The following is a 16,278-nucleotide window of genomic DNA, read 5'->3' on the forward strand; positions in this document are numbered from 1 at the left end:
CCTTCAACTCGAAAGGCAGGTACGTCCGTTGACCCGCACGACCGACTGGATCCGCCCCCTGGCCGAGGCGCCGGCCGCCGCGAAGGAGGTGAGCGGTGCGCGCAGCCGTACCCGCCAGGACCTGTTCACGGAGTGGAGCGCCGCGCTCGGTTTCCCGGCCCACTTCGGCCGCAACTGGGACGCGTTCACCGACTGTCTGCGCGACGTCGTGCCGACGGTGGTCGTCGTACGGGACGCGGGCGCCCTTCTCGCCGACGCGCCGCAGCTCGAACTCGCCGTGCTGCTCGACGTGTTGGCCGAGGCGGCGGGCGACGACAGCGCCGCCCCGCGCCTCCGCCTCTTCCTGGACGACACCCCGGACCGCCTCGCATCCCTGAACACCCGGCTGACACAGGGGAGTTGACGGAGTTGGACCAACTCCCCGCTACGACTGGGGAGATGGGAACGCCACCGGCCCGCGCAGCCCCGCGCGGTTCACGGCCCGTACGCCGAAGAACACGTTGTCCTTCGACAGGTCCACCTCGTACGAGGTCACGTCACCGGCCTCGACGACGTGTGTCCACTCGGGCGCCGTCGTCTCGCGCCAGACGACCTCGTAGCCGGCGAGGTCGGGTTCGGCGCCCCGACTCCACACCAGGCGCGTGGAGTTGGTGAGCGCCGAGGTCACGATCCGCGTCCCGCGCGGCGCGGCCGGCGCCTGGGCGAGCGTCCACAGCGCGGCGGCGTTCACGCGGGCGACGCGGGCGGTGTAGGCGAAGTCGCAGAACTCCGGCAGATCCCCGAACTGCCGCCCGTTCTCGACGCGCACGTCCTGGTGCTGGTGGGCGAAGTCCTCGGCGGGCTCGGTGAACCGGAGTGCGGGGTAGCCGTTCTCCAGGAACGGGATGTGGTCGCCGCCGCGCAGATAGCGGTCCCGGCGGTAGATCACCCGGACGCGCATGCCGGTGGCGTCGTTGTCGGCAACATCCCTGACGAAGCGGGCGAGTTGACGGGTGTCCGAGTCGTTCTCGCCGCCCACCGAGCGCCGCACGGCGGCCTGTTCGGGCGTCTCGGAGGTGGGCACGCCCTCCGCGAAGAGCCGGATCGCGAGCGCAGCGAGATGGGGGTCCCCCCTGCTCGAAGAGCTTGGGGGAGGGTCGCGGCTCCCGTCGTCGGCGGTCGAACTGCCGACGATGTCGTTGGTGAACATCGCCCGCACATCCGCCCCGGCGCCCTTCAACTGCCGTGCCAGGTAACCCGATCCGTACAGTCCCTGTTCCTCCCCCGCGACCGCCGCGAACACGATCGTGGCCGCCGGGCGGCGCCGCGCGAACACCCGCGCCAGCTCCAGCACGACAGCCACGCCGGACGCGTCGTCGTCCGCGCCCGGCGCGTCGGACACGGCGTCCATGACGTCGCTGACGCGCGAGTCGTAGTGCCCGGAGACGACGTGCACCCGCTCGGGGGTGACCGAACCCCGCAGCGTGGCAAGGACGTTGGTGATGCGCGTGGGGACGGGAATCCTGGACGCCGGTTCCTGGACGTACGACTGGAGCTCGACCGTCATCCGGCCGCCCGACTCGGCGGCGTACGAACGGAGTCGGTCCTGGATCCAGTCACGGGCGGCTCCGATTCCCCGGGCCGGGTCGTCCTGGGTGGAGAGGGTGTGCCGGGTGCCGAAGGAGACGAGGGTGCGGATCGTCGCCTCGATGCGGGCCGGGTCCAACTCCTTGAGCAGGGACCTGAGTTCACGGCTCGGGGGCTGAGCGGTCGCCGGGCGGCCGGTGGCGGTCGCTTCGGCTGCGGTCGCCTCCGCGGCCGTCGCGGCGAGGGTCGCGGCGGTGGCCGCTGTCGCGGTGAGGACGGTGCGCCTGGTGGGGGTGGGGGGCATGGCTCCTCCTGGGGCGGTGTCCTGCCGATGCTCCTGGACACCGTCGGCAGGCGGCAAGAGGGCCTGATTCAGGGTGAGTTGGCGGGCTGGACGGTTTCCGCGCAGAGTTGCAGGCCCTGCGGGCTCCAGCAGGGCAGGTGACCGTGGGAGCGGATCGTCGTCTGGCCGGTACCCCGGATGAGGTAGGTCAGGAAGTTCGCGGCGAGGGAGCCGGCGGGCGGATTGCCGTACGTGTAGGCGTACTCGACCTCGCGGTACGGGTAGGCGCTGGTGCCCTGTTCGATGGCTTTGAGGTCCGGTGCGTCGCCGTCGAGCTTGAGGGGGTGCAGGCCCTTCGTGCGTTCGGCGACGTTCAGTTCGCTGTAGCCGATCGCGCCGGAGGTCTTCCGGATCTGCGCCAACACCTGCGCGGTGGAGTCGAGTTCGCAGCGGACGGGGCCCTTCTGCGGTGCGTAGTCCCGCTGCACGCAGTCGGAGGAGGTGTTCTCCATCTCGCTGCGGTCCAGCACCCGGCGCTGGAAGACCTGCCGGGTACCGGAGTTGGCGTCCCGGCTGACCATCCGCACCGGCAGGTCGGGGCCGCCGACCTGGCGCCAGTTGGTGATCTCGCCCCGGTAGACGCGCCGTACGGAGTCGGTGGAGAGGTTCTTCAGCGGCACGTCGTCGTTCACGACGAGCGCGAAGACCGAGAGCGCCGCCCGGTCCTCGGTGAGCGCGTCCATGCCCGCGAGCTTGGGGCCGTCGGAGAGGGCGATCAGGGACGGGAAGCCCTGTCTGCCGCCCGCCGACATCAGGTCGCGCAGCCCGGCGGTCGAGCCGTGCGCGTCGACCTCGACCGTCGCGCCCTCGCAGTCGTGCTGGAACCGCTCGGCGACGTCCCGTACGACCGGCGCGAAGGCGGTCGAGCCGCTGACCGTCAGCTTCCCTTTCGCGCACTCGACGGGCGGCGGGGTGTCGTCGCGGACCACGACGATCGCCGCGAGCGTCAGCACGCAGACCGTCAGCATGATCGAGATCGTCCGCGCGGCCCGGCTGAACAGCGGGGGTACGTCGTCCGGGGTAGCACTGCGGTTGGGGTGGACCTCCCCCTCACGTATGCCGCCGTACAGGCGAATGGGGCTGCCGACGTCGCCGCCGGAGAGCAGGACGAGCAGCTTGTAGTGGTCGCCCCGGTTCAGGGGGACGCGCGGGATGCGCAGCGTGTGGCCGTCGTAGCCGAACCCCCGCACCTCGGTGAAGTGGTCCATCAGGTGGTCGGTGTCGGTCGGCTGGGTGACCGTGACGCCCTTGACGGTGCGGTCGGTGAACACCGCGGTGAGGCCGTGGACTTCGGGCGAGGTGTAGTCGTCGCGGTCGATGCCCTGCGAGCCGTCGTTCTCGATCCGCAGCAGGACCAGCGTCGCGTCGATCATCCCCGGGGCCTCGTCGAAGAGACCGAGCCGTCTGTTGGCGCGGCCCGAACGGGCGTCGTCACCAATGGGGTTGTCCATCTGGACGCGGTACCCGACCCGTCTGCGGCGCGGCACCCGGCGCTCGTACCAGACCATCACCCCGGAGGCGACGATGCCGAGCATCGCCGTGCCCACGGCCACCACGTTCTCCGCGTTCAGCCACTCCACCGGGCTCCCCCGCCCCTGCCGATCCCTGGACCGTGCCGTCACGGTACGGGCGCGCGGGGGGCGTGCGCCCGGACAAACCGGGCCGACTCCCTTGTGTTCTCCGGACGTTCACCCCTTGGCGTAAGTCAGCTTCTCCCCGGTGGAGGTGTTGACCCGTTCCAGGGTGCCGCCGGGGAGGACCGTGACCTCGGTGGCCGCGCCCGGCGTGCAGGAGGAGAGGGGGCGGCCGGTGGTGACCCGGGAGGGGCCGTACGCCAGCGGGCCGACGCCGCCGGCCGGGCCACGGGTCAGCGTCGCCGTGAACTCGCAGTGGTAGCCGGGGCCTTCGGCGACCAGGGTGAGCGCCGCGCTGCCCGGTTCGCCCTGGGCGATGGTGAGTTCGCGGGTGCTGGTGTCGATCGTCGCCTTCCAGGTGCCCAAGTAGGCGGCGGGGACGGCTCCTTCACCCCCGGCGGTCTGCGAGGCGGACGGCTCCGGGGTGGGTGCCGTGCCGTTCGGGGCGGTGGCGGTCGGGGCCGGGTCGGGGGTCTTCGCCCCGGAGGTGCCGTCGCCGTTCAGCAGCGCGTAGACGGAGGCGCCCGCCGCGACGGCCACGACCAGGGCGACGGCTATCAGGAGGGCGGTGGCGCGGTTGTTGCGGCGGGGGGCGGGGTCCTCCGGGGGGTACGGGGAGTAGGGGGTGGGGGAGTACGGGGTGTACGCGGTGGGGGGCAGGTGCGGGGGCGGGCCGTAGGGGGTGGTGGGGGTCGTCGTACCCGTAGTACTTCCGGGGTACGGGGGGCCGCTGCCGTACGGCGCCGGCCCGTATCCCGGCGCGGGCTGCGGGTGCTGCTGGGGGCGGCCGTACGCGGGGTGGTCCGGTGCGGGGGTGCCGAGGGGGGTGGACGGCGACGGCGGGCCGGGCTGGTGGACGGCCGGGCGGGTGGGCGGGACGCCGTCCGCGTCCGGCACTCGCGCCGCGCGCTCCGTGCCGCGAGGGCCCTCCGTGCTGCGGGAGCCTTCCCTGCCACGGGTGCCCTCCGTGCTGCGGGGGCCGGAGTGCTCGGGCGCCGCCTCGGTCTCGCCGTCCTCCTCGCCGGGCCCCTCGATGTCGAGCAACTGCACTGCGTGCCGCCCGAGTTGGGCGACCAGGCCGCTCGGCAGCCAGGGGTCGCGGGAGCGTCCGCCGGACACGGTGTCCTCGGCGCCGATGCCCTCCAGGACGGCGTCCAGGGAGGGCCGGGCGGCGGGGTCCTTGCGCAGACAGGCGAGGACCAGGTCGGCGATGCCCTCGGGGACGCCGGTGAGGTCGGGCTCGTCCTCGGCTATGCGGAACATCAGCGCCGGGATCCCGCTGTCGGCGTTGCCGAAGGGCAGCGACCCGGTCGCGGCGTACGAGAGCACGGAGCCGAGGCAGAACACGTCGGAGGCGGGGGTGATCCGGTCACCCCGTACCTGCTCGGGCGCCATGAAGCCCGGCGACCCGATCATGACCCCCGTGAGAGTTAGCTCTGGAGTATCACCCTCCAGCGCACGGGCGATCCCGAAGTCGATGACCCGGGGGCCGTCGATGGTCACCATGACGTTGGAGGGTTTGAGGTCGCGGTGGACGATGCCCGCGGCGTGGATGTCCTGGAGGGCGTGCGCGAGCCCGGCGGCGAGGATGCGGACGGACCGCTCGGGCAGCGGGCCGTGGTCGCGGCCTACCACCTGCTGGAGGCTGGGACCTGCGACGTACCCGGTGGCCACCCACGGCATCTCGGCCTCGGTGTCGGCGTCCAGGACGGGCGCGGTCCAGTGGCCGCCGACCCGGCGCGCGGCGGCGACCTCCTGCCGGAACCGCTGCCGGAACTCCTCGCGCGCGGCGAGTTCGGCGCGGACCAGCTTCACGGCGACAGTGCGGCCCCGGTCCGACCGCGCGAGGTAGACGTGGCCCATGCCGCCGCCCCCGAGGCGCGCGACCAGCCGGTACTCCCCGGTCCGCCCCCGCAGCCCGAACCCCGGCGAGATCCCCATCGGGTCCCCCGCGCCCAGCTTCTCCATCGCCGCCGCCCGCCTTCCCCCCGCACACGTGAACGGGCCGAGAATAATCGGGCGGTACGAGGAGTCGTACGGCGCGGGGTCGACGGTTCCGTAACAGGGGGCCGGGCGCGGGTAGTACCCGTAGTCCCGTCATACCCGTAGTACCCCTGCTCCTCGCCCCTCCCCCGCCCCTCACCCCCGACAACCTGTCGCGGATTCCTCACCCCCACAGCACAGGACGCCGATACCTTTCCGCATCGCGGACATTTACGCTCACTCCCATGACCCTTGAGACCGATCCCCAGGCCGGCGCCGCAGTGAAGGCGGCGGACCGTGCGCACGTCTTCCACTCCTGGTCCGCCCAGGACCTCATCGACCCGCTCGCCGTGGCCGGCGCGCAGGGGTCGTACTTCTGGGACTACGACGGGAACCGGTACCTCGACTTCACGAGCGGCCTCGTCTTCACGAACATCGGCTACCAGCACCCGAAGGTCGTCGCGGCGATCCAGGAGCAGGCTGCTCGACTCAGCACGTTCGCACCGGCGTTCGCGGTCGAGGCCCGTTCGGAGGCGGCCCGGCTGATCGCCGAGCGGACCCCCGGCGACCTGGACAAGATCTTCTTCACCAACGCGGGCGCGGACGCGGTCGAGCACGCGGTCCGCATGGCGCGGGTGCACACCGGCCGGACCAAGGTCCTCGCGGCGTACCGCTCGTACCACGGGGGTACGCAGCAGGCCGTCAACCTCACGGGGGACCCCCGCCGCTGGGCCTCCGACAGCGCCTCCGCCGGGGTCGTCCACTTCTGGGCCCCCTACCTCTACCGCACGCGGTTCTACGCGGAGACCGAGGAGCAGGAGACCGCGCGCGCCCTGGAGCACCTGGAGACGACGATCGCCTTCGAGGGCCCGGCGACGATCGCCGCCCTGATCCTGGAGACGATCCCCGGCACCGCCGGCATCATGGTCCCCCCTCCGGGCTACCTCTCAGGGGTGAGGGAGCTGTGCGACAAGTACGGCATCGTCTTCATCCTGGACGAGGTCATGGCCGGGTTCGGGCGGACCGGCGAGTGGTTCGCGGCCGACCTCTTCGGCGTCGTACCGGACCTGATGACCTTCGCGAAGGGCGTCAACTCGGGGTACGTCCCCCTCGGGGGCGTCGCCATCTCGGGGGAGATCGCGGAGACGTTCGCCAAGCGGCCGTACCCCGGAGGTCTGACGTACTCGGGTCATCCCCTGGCCTGTGCGGCGGCGGTCGCGACGATCAACGTCATGGCCGAGGAGGGCGTCGTCGAGAACGCGAAGCGGCTCGGCGCGGACGTGGTGGGCCCGGCGCTGCGGGAGCTGGCCGCGCGGCACCCGAGCGTCGGCGAGGTCCGCGGGACCGGCATGTTCTGGGCGCTGGAGCTGGTGAAGGACCAGGAGACGCGCGAGCCGCTGGTGCCGTACAACGCGGCCGGTGAGGCGAACGCGCCGATGGCCGCCTTCGCCGCCGCCGCGAAGAAGAACGGCCTGTGGCCCTTCGTCAACATGAACCGCACCCACGTCGTCCCGCCGTGCAACGTCACCGAGGAGGAACTGAAGGAGGGCTTCACGGCGCTGGACGCGGCACTCTCCGTGGCCGACGAGCACACGACCGGGCACTCCGCGTAGTCCTGGGGGCGTAGCGGGGTACCCCTGAGGGGGTATCGCGCGATTAGGCCTTCTTCCGATTCGAACGCGTAAGGTGGCGTGCTCGTAGGTATAGGCGAGTACGTCACCCCACGGGCTCCGGCGACACCCCGCCGGCCGGCCGCGCGTCGAACGTGACGAAGGACGAAGGAGGCCCCCGACCATGTCCGCCGGCAGCGGCAACGGCGCCGTGACCCGCAGTACTCTGCGGCAGCAGATCGCCGAGGCCCTTCGCGACGAGGTGCTGGGGGGCCGGCTCCAGCCGGGCCAGGAGTTCACGGTCAAGGAGATCGCCGAACAGTACGGGGTCTCCGCGACCCCGGTCCGCGAGGCGCTCGTGGACCTCTCGGCGCAGGGGCTGCTGGAGGCCGACCAGCACCGGGGGTTCCGGGTCCACGAGTACTCGGCGGCGGACTACCGGGGGATGGTCGAGGCCCGCGCGCTCGTCATGGAGGGCATGTTCCTGGCCACCGAGCGGGACCGGGCCAAGCTGCGCGACCCGGGGGACCCGGAGGTGGCCACGGCGATCGCCGGGGTACGCCGCAGGGGTGAGGAGGCGCAGCGGGCCGCAGCGGCGGGTGACCTCACGGTACTCATCGGGTACGACCTGCGGTTCTGGCGGGAGCTGAGCATCCTCTTCGGCAACCCCTACCTCGCCGACTTCCTCAACCGGCTGCGCGTGCAGTCCTGGGTGTGCGCCGTCCAGCACCTGCGCCGCCTCAGCGATCTGCGCGGCCACCTCTGGTCCCGTCACACCGACCTCATCGACGCCCTCGCCGGCCACGACACGGCCACGGCGCGGGCGCTCCTCGACGAGTACAACACGGGCTCGGTGGCGTTGATCGAGCGACTGGCCACCGCCGGATGAGCCGGACGGAAACGGGTGAGAAAACGGTTACAGAAACCGTCGATCTCTCCGTCGTCGTCCCCGCCTACAACGAGGAGCGCCGCCTCGCCCCCACCCTCGACGCCGTCATCGCCCACCTCGACCGAACCCCCTCCCGTTCCTGGGAGTTGATCGTCGTCGACGACGGCTCGACCGACGCCACCGCCGCCCTCGTCACCGGCCGCGCGGCGGCCGATCCCCGCGTCCGCCTCCTCGACTCCCCCCAGAACAAAGGCAAAGGACATGCCCTGCGCCTCGGGGTGGCCGCCTCCCGAGGCCGCCGCGTCCTCGTCACGGACGCCGATCTCGCCACTCCCGTCGAGGAGTTGGAGCACCTGGAGAAGGAGCTGGCGGACGGCGGCGCGGCGATAGCCTCCCGCTCCGCACCCGGCGCCACGATCGAGGCCCGCCCCGCCCGCCTGCGCCAACTCCTGGGCAGCGCGGGCAACTTCCTCATCCGCCGCACCACGCTCCCCGGCATCCGCGACACCCAGTGCGGCTTCAAGCTGTACGACGGCGAGGCCGCCCGCGACGCGTACGCCGCCTCGCGCCTCGACGGCTGGGCGACGGACGTCGAGGTCCTGCGCCGGCTGCGTCAGGACGGCCGTACGGTCACCGAGGTCCCGGTGCGCTGGGCGCACCAACCGGGTTCGAAACTCCGCCCGTTGGACTACCCGCGCTTCCTCGCCGACCTGATACGCCTGCACCGCTCCGGCGTCCTGGCCGCGCTGCTGTTCCTCGCGTTCTCGGTGATCCTGTACTCCGGCCGCTTCTTCGGTCCGGACGGCCGCTATCTCACCGACTCCCTCCAGGACCAGAACCAGTGGGAGTGGTTCTTCGCGGTGACGGCGGACAACGTCGCGCACCTGCGCAACCCCCTCTTCACCGACCTCCAGGGCTACCCCGACGGCGTCAACCTCATGGCGAACACGGTCATGTTGGGCCTGTCGGTGCCCCTCACCCCCGTAACTCTCCTGCTGGGCCCGGCGGTTGCGCTCAGCCTCTGCATGACGCTGGGCCTCGCGGCCACGGCGGTCGCCTGGTACCGCCTGCTGGTGCGGCGAGTTGTGGACCACCGCCCCGCCGCGTTCCTCGGCGCCGCCCTCGCCGCGTTCGCGCCGCCGATGATCAGCCACGCCAACGCGCACCCCAACTTCGTCGTCCTGTTCATGATCCCGCCGATCGTCGAACGGGCGCTGCGGCTCTGCGAGGGCACCCGGCCGACGCGGGACGCGATCGTGCTCGGCCTGATGGCGGCGTACCAGTGCTTCCTGGGCGAAGAGGCCCTGCTCCTGGCCGCGTTGGGGATGACCGTCTTCGCCGTCGGCTACGCCGTCGTACGGCCGGACGTCGCGCGGCGGGCGGCGCCCGGGCTACTGCGGGGGCTGGCGGTCGCGGCGTCGGTGTGCCTGCCGGTCGTCTGCTACCCGCTGCTGTGGCAGTTCCACGGACCGCAGAGCTACACGGGGATCGACCACGGCACGAACGCCGGCAACAGCCCGCTGGCGCTCCTGTCGTTCGCCGAGCGCTCGCTGCTCGCCGGGGATGCGGCGCGGGCCGACGCGCTCTCCCTCAACCCGACCGAGCAGAACGCCTTCTACGGCTTCCCGCTGGTGCTGCTGGCTCTCGCGGTCACCGTGCTGATGTGGCGTAGTACTCCGGTGGTACGGGTACTGGGGGTCACCGCGTCCGTCGCCGCGCTGCTGTCCCTCGGTCCCCGGATCGGCGTACCTCTCACGGATGTGGTCCTTCCGGGTCCCTGGGCGCTCCTCGGGCGGCTCCCGCTGCTCGACTCGGTGATCGAGGGGCGGGTGGCGATGGTCTGCGCGCCCGTCCTCGGGATGCTGGTCGCGATCGGCGTCGAGCGGCTGGCCCGGCGGCCTCGCCGGGAGCGGTACGCCGGGCTCGCGGCGGTCTGCGTCGCGCTGCTGCCGCTGGTACCGGCGCCGCTGAAGTCCGAACCCCGGGCGGCCGTACCCGCGTTCTTCGCGGACGGGGCCTGGAAGGCGTACGTAGGGGGCGGGGAGACTCTCGTGCCGGTGCCCCTGGCTGACCCGCTGGACGCCGAGGCGCTGCACTGGCAGGTCGTCGCGGGGCTGGGTTTCCGGATGCCGGGCGGGTACTTCAACGGGCCGTACGGGGACGGGGACCGGACCGGGGTGTACGGGGTTCCGCTGAACTTCACCTCGGCGCTGTTCGCCGACGTCCACGCGACCGGTGTCGTACCTGTGGTGGACGCGGCGGCGCGGCGGCAGGCGCGGGCCGATCTCGCCGGGTGGCGGGCGGGGGCACTGGTCGTACCCCCAGGGAGGTACGCCGAGCAGCTGCGTGAGACCGTGGAGAAGCTGGTGGGGCGGCCCGGTGAGCAGGTGGGCGGTGTATGGGTATGGGACCTGCACGAGGGGCAGCCGACGAAAGCGGCAGCGACTACCCTTCCCTGATCGGACGAGTGCGCTGGGTGACTTCGGATGAGGAGTACTTCTTTGGCCTGTGACCTGTGGCTGGTACCGCTCGTGGACGTGTTGTGCCATACCCCCGACAACCCGTTCGCGGACGAACTCGCGCAGTACAACAACGTGCTCGCCGAGAGCGGGCTCCCGCCGGTGCCGGTGTACCAGTACATGCCGGGCCTGTCCGGAGAGGTCGCGCCGGTGGCGGGGTTCGACTACGACGCGCTGCATTTCCTGCGGCGCGTCTACCTGTTGCAGGTGTGCGGTCTCCCGGTGACGCCGGTGGGTGAACTCGGCGGGGATTACGAGCAGTTACTGGAGATGTTCGAGGGGACCGCGCAGCAGTCGCACCTGGTGTGGCACTACGACCACGCGGGCGCGTACGTGCCGGTGGACTTCCCGGCACCGCTGTCCAACGACGAACTGCTCGCCGGGGGCGGCCCGTTGGGCTCCTCGCAGGCGCTGCTGCGGGAGCTGGAGTACGTCGCTCCCGCGATCGGCATCGACCCGGCCAACCCGCCGGCGCCGCCTCAACCCCCGTCCGCGCCGACGGAGTTGGAGGAGCCCGCCATCCCGGCGCCGTACGATCCCAGCCCCTTCGCGCGCGAGCGGCACGTGTGGCTCGGGCTGCACGCGGCGGCGACGCGGAGTCTGGCGCAGGGGTCGATGATCGTGTTCAGCTGAGGCGGTTCAGGCGCGCCGGTTCACGTGAGCTGGGAGAGACCCCTCGCGAGGTCCTCCCGGTTCATGACCGGGGTCACGTCGATCTCGGCGCCGAAGTCGAGGAAGAAGGGTTCGCCGATCTTCGGCAACTCGGAGCTGTCCTGGACGTCGAGGACGAGGAAGGCCGTGCGCCGGCCGTGGTCGAGGGTGAAGTAGGCGGCCTCCGGGTTGAGTTGGCCGAGCGCCTCCTCCATCAGCTGGGGCATCTTGCCGGTGCGGATCGCGTCGTTGGCCCGTTCCGTGTCGAGGGACGCCTTGAGCAGTACACGCATGACACTCACCTTCTCGGTCAGAAGTATCATATGCCCGAAAAGGTCGGTTCGTGAGGCCGGGAGGGCTGGGGCCGGGGGCGTGAGGCCGGGAGGGCTGGGGCCGGGGGCGTGAGGCCGGAAGGGCTGGGGCCGGGGGCGTGAGGCCGGGAGGGCTGGGGCCGGGGGCGTGAGGCCGGGAGGGCTGGGGAGCCGCCCGTCTCGACGGCTCCCCCCTACTTCAGGGGTAGCTCCCCTGGGCTACCTCAGAACACCGGCGTCCCGCCCTGCGTCAGCTTCCAGTTGACGTCCGCGAAGTCCGCCGGGTCCAGCGCCTTCTTCGCGGTCACGTAGTCGATCATCAGCTGCCGGATCTCGTTGGTGGAGCTGTACGCGATCTCGGCGGCGGCGATGTGCGGGTACCCGGAGCCGCCGTTCGCCCGGTAGTTGTTGACCGCGACGACGAACACCTGGTCGTCGGCGACCGGCTTGCCGGCGTACGAGAGGTTCTTGATCCGGGACCCCTCCGGCTGCGCGATGTCGATCTCGTAGTCGACGCCCGCCGCCGTGTCGTACATGTAGTCCCAGAAGTTGTTGGCATTGGTGAGGGTGGCGGTATCCACCTTCGTACCGCTCGGCACCTGGTGGTAGTACTTCGCGGCGTACTCCAGGTAGTCCTTGAGCTGTACGCCGGTGAGCTTCTTCCCGTACAGGGTGTTGTCGTAGATGTAGAGCCCCGCGATGTCCTTGATGGTGACCGAGCCCTGCGGAATGTCGGCGGTGCGGCTGAAAGGCGCGGCGACGGAGATCAGCGGGAGCGCGGCGTCGGCGGCGGAAAGGCCCGCTTTCACGCTGTCGGTCTGGACCTGGTGGATGAAGTCCATGATCGGGACGTCCTTCCAGCAGGAATCGGCGGCCGAGAGGTCGGCAGTGCAGGTTCCCACCGCGGTGTTGACGTACTTCACGACCAGTTCGTGGTCCGCTTCGAGGAGTTTCTTGATCTCCGGGTCCTCGTCGACCGTGTTCGGGTTGAGTGTCGTCGCGGTCTTCTTCGTGACCTTCCACTGCCCGCGCACCAATTCGACCTCGAAGTCGAAGACGCTGAGCCGGTATCCCCAGCAATAGGGTTCCGAGAGGAGGACGTCCTCACCGGACTCCTCGTTCTTGACGGTGTACGACGGCACCTCGACGTGCGTGTGGCCGACGAGGATCGCGTCGATGCCGGGGACCTGCTGGGCGACCAGGTTGGAGGCGTTCTCGACGTACGGCAGCTCGTCGCCGTACGACGACGAGCCGTCCAGACCGGAGTGGTCGGTCAGGAAGACGACGTCGCAGCCGAGGGCGCGCAGCCGGGGGACGAATTTCTTCGCCTGCTCCACCAGGCCGGGGAAGACCATTTTCCCGCTGACGTTGTCCTTGTCCCACAAGGCGATTCCGGGGTTCGTGAGACCGAGAATACCAACCTTGATGTCGGGCGCTCCGGGGACGCGGATCCGCTTCACGACGTACGGCTGGAAAGCGGGTTTGAGGGTCTTCGCGTCGAGCGCGTTGGCGCCGAGCAGCGGGAAATGACACTGCTTCTCGAATTTGCGCAGGGTGTCGATGCCGTAGTTGAACTCGTGGTTTCCGAGCGCGGCGGCGTCGTAGCGCATGTGGTTCATCGCGACGGCCATCGGGTGCTTCGGGCCGCCCTTCTCCGTGATCGGCGCGACACGGGCGAAGTAATAGGCGAGCGACGTTCCCTGGATGATGTCACCCGCGTCGACGAGGAGAACTCTCTCCTCGCCTTTCGCTTTCCGCTGATCCTTGATGAGGGTGGCTACCCGGGCCACCCCTACGGAGTTTCCTTTGCTGTCGCTGTACGCGGCATCCTTGTAGTAGTCCCAGTCGAATACGTGGCTGTGCAGGTCCGTCGTGCCGAGAATCGAGAACGACCATTTCTTCGTCCGGCACTTCTCAGGCTGCGCCGCCTGCGCCGCCTGCGCGGCCGGCGCGCCCACCGCACTCACGGCGGCGACCGCGGCACCGGTGACGGCCGACTTCTTCATGAACTGACGTCGGTTCCAAGGGGACTTGGACATGAGGGGGCTCCTGGAGCGCGCGAGGGGTACGGGTATGACTACCCGCGTAGATGCTTGCGGCCCTTGACTTCGGGACGGAACCAGGAGTTGGCCATGGGCGGGTCAAGGATGGGATACGGGTGCGTATTCGATCGGATACTCCGAGTGGTGGCTGGTCCTCATGGGCAGGGCAGCCCCTGAGGTGTCCCCCGCTACACCCCAGGTACGACCACCCCCAGCGCCCCCTCCCGCACCCGCCACGTCCGCGTCCGCACCGGCCCGCCGACCCCCGCGTCGGCGCCGTACAGGAAGTCGCCCCCCGACACGGTCACCACACCCCCGTGCGCGATCAGCGGCGACGCCTCCGCCCCCACGGACACGGGCCGCACCTCCACCAGCGCCGTGCCCGAGGCGCCCGGGGTCACGGAGACCGACTCCACCGGCTGGTCCAGACCGACGAGCACCTTCCCGTCGACCTCGACGCGCAGCCGGAAGGGCCCGGGCGGCGAGAGAGCGGGACCCTCCCGGGAGGGGACGAGAGCCCGTACCAGGGAGCTACAGGTACGACGCCAGCGCCGGGCACCGGAGAGGCCGTCCAGGGCCGCCGTAGTACCCGTGGACCCCGTCGTACCCCGGTCCCACGGCCCCCGTCGTACCTCCGGCGTACCTCCCCCCGCCCCCGGCGGGATCCAGAGCACCCCCAGCACCACCCCGTCGCTCTCGTCCACCAGCACGTCCACCCGTCTCTCCACCCCGTCGAGCACGGCCCGCGCCGCCGCGACGGTATCCGTCGGCACCCCCAGCGCCCGCGCGACGGCCACCGCACCCCCCACAGGGACGACGGACAGGACGCACGCGTCCAGCTCGCGGCGCCGGTGCAGCAGGGACACCGCGCGTACGAGAGCCAGGTCGTCGCCTACCACCACAGGTCTACGGGACCCCCTGCGGACCAGCGCGCGGGCGAATTCCTCGTGATCATCGGGAAGGCAGACCTTCGTCGCCGCCCCGGCACTCAGGACATCTTTCACGATGCGCACGGATTCACCGTCGGTCTTCCGGGCTACCGGGTCGATGACCACCAGCAGTTGATCGGACGCCGCGAAATCGGAAGTCGCGAAAGTCGCCACCTCGGTCCTGCCTCGCTTCCTCGGGTAGCATCTTTGTGCAAGAGCCCCTTGCGCTATTGCGCCAGGGGCTTCGTCTATTCCGGGGCATCCGGGTCCGACGGGCAACGGCCGTACGACGGCTGCCGGCGGCCGTACAGCGGTCGCCGGGGTACGAGGCACAAGGCCGTGCCGCGTACGCCCCTGACCTTGGGTCTGCCCCGCCCGGAAGGGGTGTACGCGCGTGCCCGCACTTGTGCTGCTCGGTGCTCAGTGGGGTGACGAAGGCAAGGGAAAGGCGACGGACCTGCTCGGCGGCTCCGTCGACTATGTGGTCCGTTACCAGGGTGGTAACAACGCCGGCCACACGGTGGTCGTGGGCGACCAGAAGTACGCCCTCCACCTTCTCCCTTCCGGGATTCTCTCCCCCGGTTGTACGCCGGTCATCGGCAACGGCGTCGTCGTCGACCCGTCGGTCCTGCTCTCCGAGCTGAGCGGTCTGAACGAGCGCGGCGTCGACACGTCCAAGCTCCTGATCAGCGGCAACGCTCACATCATCACGCCGTACAACGTCACGGTCGACAAGGTGACGGAACGCTTCCTCGGCAAGCGGAAGATCGGTACGACCGGTCGCGGCATCGGTCCCACGTACGCGGACAAGATCAACCGTGTGGGGATCCGGGTCCAGGACCTGTACGACGAGTCGATCCTGACCCAGAAGGTCGAGGCGGCGCTCGACGCCAAGAACCAGATCCTCACCAAGTTGTACAACCGCAGAGCTATCTCCGTAGCTCAGGTGGTCGAGGAACTTCTGGGTTACGCCGACAAGCTGGCGCCGTACGTCGCCGACACGGTCCTGGTGCTGAACCAGGCTCTTGAGGACGACAAGGTGGTCCTCTTCGAGGGCGGCCAGGGGACGCTCCTGGACATCGACCACGGCACGTACCCCTTCGTCACCTCGTCCAACCCGACCGCGGGCGGCGCCTGCACCGGTGCCGGTGTGGGGCCGACGAAGATCAGCCGGGTCATCGGCATCCTCAAGGCTTACACCACCCGGGTGGGTGCGGGTCCCTTCCCGACCGAGTTGTTCGACGCGGACGGCGAGGCGCTGCGCCGCATCGGCGGCGAGCGGGGCGTGACCACCGGCCGCGACCGGCGCTGCGGCTGGTTCGACGCGGTGATCGCGCGGTACGCGACGCGCGTCAACGGCCTGACCGACTTCTTCCTCACCAAGCTCGACGTCCTCACCGGCTGGGAGGAGATCCCGGTCTGCGTCGCGTACGAGATCGACGGCAAGCGCGTCGAGGAACTCCCGTACTCCCAGTCGGACTTCCACCACGCGAAGCCCATCTACGAGACCCTGCCCGGCTGGTCGGAGGACATCACGAAGGCCAAGACCTTCGCGGACCTCCCGAAGAACGCGCAGGCGTACGTGAGGGCGCTGGAGGAGATGTCGGGCGCGCCGATCTCCGCGATCGGCGTGGGCCCGGGCCGGGACGAGACGATCGAGATCAACTCGTTCATCTGACACGGCAGTTCGGTACAGCAGTTCGACACGAGGCCGGCTCTTCCCCGCGAAGGGCCGGCCTCGGCTGTCGTGCGGACGCCGACCTAAAGGTCTGGTTGACGCATATTTAACGTCGCACGCCTC

Annotated in this window: 12 protein-coding genes; 6 read left to right on the top strand and 6 right to left on the bottom strand. The window is 70.5% G+C overall.

Features of this window, described 5'->3' with window-relative positions; translation table 11 throughout:
* Positions 1-28: 28 nt before the first annotated feature.
* Positions 29-403, top strand: coding sequence for a barstar family protein (locus J8M50_RS00470; protein ID WP_010350851.1), 375 nt, complete (start codon positions 29-31; stop codon positions 401-403).
* A 21-nt stretch (positions 404-424) separates the two neighbouring features.
* On the opposite strand, the gene J8M50_RS00475 is transcribed toward J8M50_RS00470, so the two are convergent.
* From J8M50_RS00475 to J8M50_RS00485, 3 genes are all read right to left on the bottom strand, one after another.
* On the bottom strand, positions 425-1,870 hold the full coding sequence (locus tag J8M50_RS00475; protein ID WP_010350850.1) for a M20/M25/M40 family metallo-hydrolase: 1,446 nt from the start codon (positions 1,868-1,870) through the stop codon (positions 425-427).
* Positions 1,871-1,938: 68 nt separating this feature from the next.
* Positions 1,939-3,489 carry a substrate-binding domain-containing protein gene (locus tag J8M50_RS00480; protein WP_010350849.1) on the bottom strand — a complete coding sequence of 517 codons (1,551 nt, stop codon included), beginning with the start codon at positions 3,487-3,489 and terminating at the stop codon, positions 1,939-1,941.
* A 108-nt stretch (positions 3,490-3,597) separates the two neighbouring features.
* Positions 3,598-5,511 (bottom strand): serine/threonine-protein kinase, encoded by a 1,914-nt coding sequence (locus J8M50_RS00485; protein ID WP_010350848.1) that lies wholly within the window; start codon positions 5,509-5,511, stop codon positions 3,598-3,600.
* Between the two features lie 260 nt (positions 5,512-5,771).
* Here J8M50_RS00485 and J8M50_RS00490 point away from each other — a divergent pair, with 260 nt between their 5' ends.
* From J8M50_RS00490 to J8M50_RS00505, 4 genes are all read left to right on the top strand, one after another.
* Positions 5,772-7,139, top strand: a complete 1,368-nt coding sequence (locus J8M50_RS00490; RefSeq protein ID WP_010350846.1) for an aspartate aminotransferase family protein — start codon at positions 5,772-5,774, stop codon at positions 7,137-7,139.
* Positions 7,140-7,320: 181 nt separating this feature from the next.
* Entirely contained in the window at positions 7,321-8,025 is a 705-nt protein-coding gene (locus tag J8M50_RS00495; protein ID WP_010350844.1) for a GntR family transcriptional regulator, read from the top strand.
* A complete protein-coding gene (locus J8M50_RS00500; RefSeq protein ID WP_010350842.1) occupies positions 8,022-10,484 on the top strand; it encodes a dolichyl-phosphate beta-glucosyltransferase in 2,463 nt (820 codons plus the stop codon). Before J8M50_RS00495 ends, J8M50_RS00500 begins: the two co-directional genes overlap by 4 nt.
* Positions 10,485-10,526: 42 nt before the next feature.
* Complete coding sequence (locus J8M50_RS00505) at positions 10,527-11,177, top strand: putative DNA-mimic protein (RefSeq protein ID WP_010350840.1); 651 nt, start codon at positions 10,527-10,529, stop codon at positions 11,175-11,177.
* A 20-nt stretch (positions 11,178-11,197) separates the two neighbouring features.
* Here J8M50_RS00505 and J8M50_RS00510 read toward each other — a convergent pair whose 3' ends face one another.
* The 3 genes from J8M50_RS00510 to J8M50_RS00520 form a co-directional block, all read right to left on the bottom strand.
* A complete protein-coding gene (locus J8M50_RS00510; RefSeq protein ID WP_029183437.1) occupies positions 11,198-11,488 on the bottom strand; it encodes a hypothetical protein in 291 nt (96 codons plus the stop codon).
* A gap of 242 nt (positions 11,489-11,730) precedes the next feature.
* Positions 11,731-13,545 carry a bifunctional metallophosphatase/5'-nucleotidase gene (locus J8M50_RS00515; protein WP_010350838.1) on the bottom strand — a complete coding sequence of 605 codons (1,815 nt, stop codon included), beginning with the start codon at positions 13,543-13,545 and terminating at the stop codon, positions 11,731-11,733.
* Positions 13,546-13,736: 191 nt separating this feature from the next.
* The gene (locus J8M50_RS00520) at positions 13,737-14,651 is read right to left on the bottom strand and encodes a diacylglycerol kinase family protein (protein ID WP_010350837.1); all 915 of its coding nucleotides are present in this window, start codon (positions 14,649-14,651) and stop codon (positions 13,737-13,739) included.
* Between the two features lie 220 nt (positions 14,652-14,871).
* Between J8M50_RS00520 and J8M50_RS00525 the strand changes: the two genes are divergently transcribed.
* Positions 14,872-16,155 carry an adenylosuccinate synthase gene (locus J8M50_RS00525; RefSeq protein ID WP_010350836.1) on the top strand — a complete coding sequence of 428 codons (1,284 nt, stop codon included), beginning with the start codon at positions 14,872-14,874 and terminating at the stop codon, positions 16,153-16,155.
* The last annotated feature ends 123 nt before the right edge of the window (positions 16,156-16,278 follow it).

Origin of the sequence: Streptomyces acidiscabies (assembly GCF_020010905.1) — a bacterium.
In the GTDB taxonomy this organism is placed as follows: domain Bacteria; phylum Actinomycetota; class Actinomycetes; order Streptomycetales; family Streptomycetaceae; genus Streptomyces; species Streptomyces acidiscabies.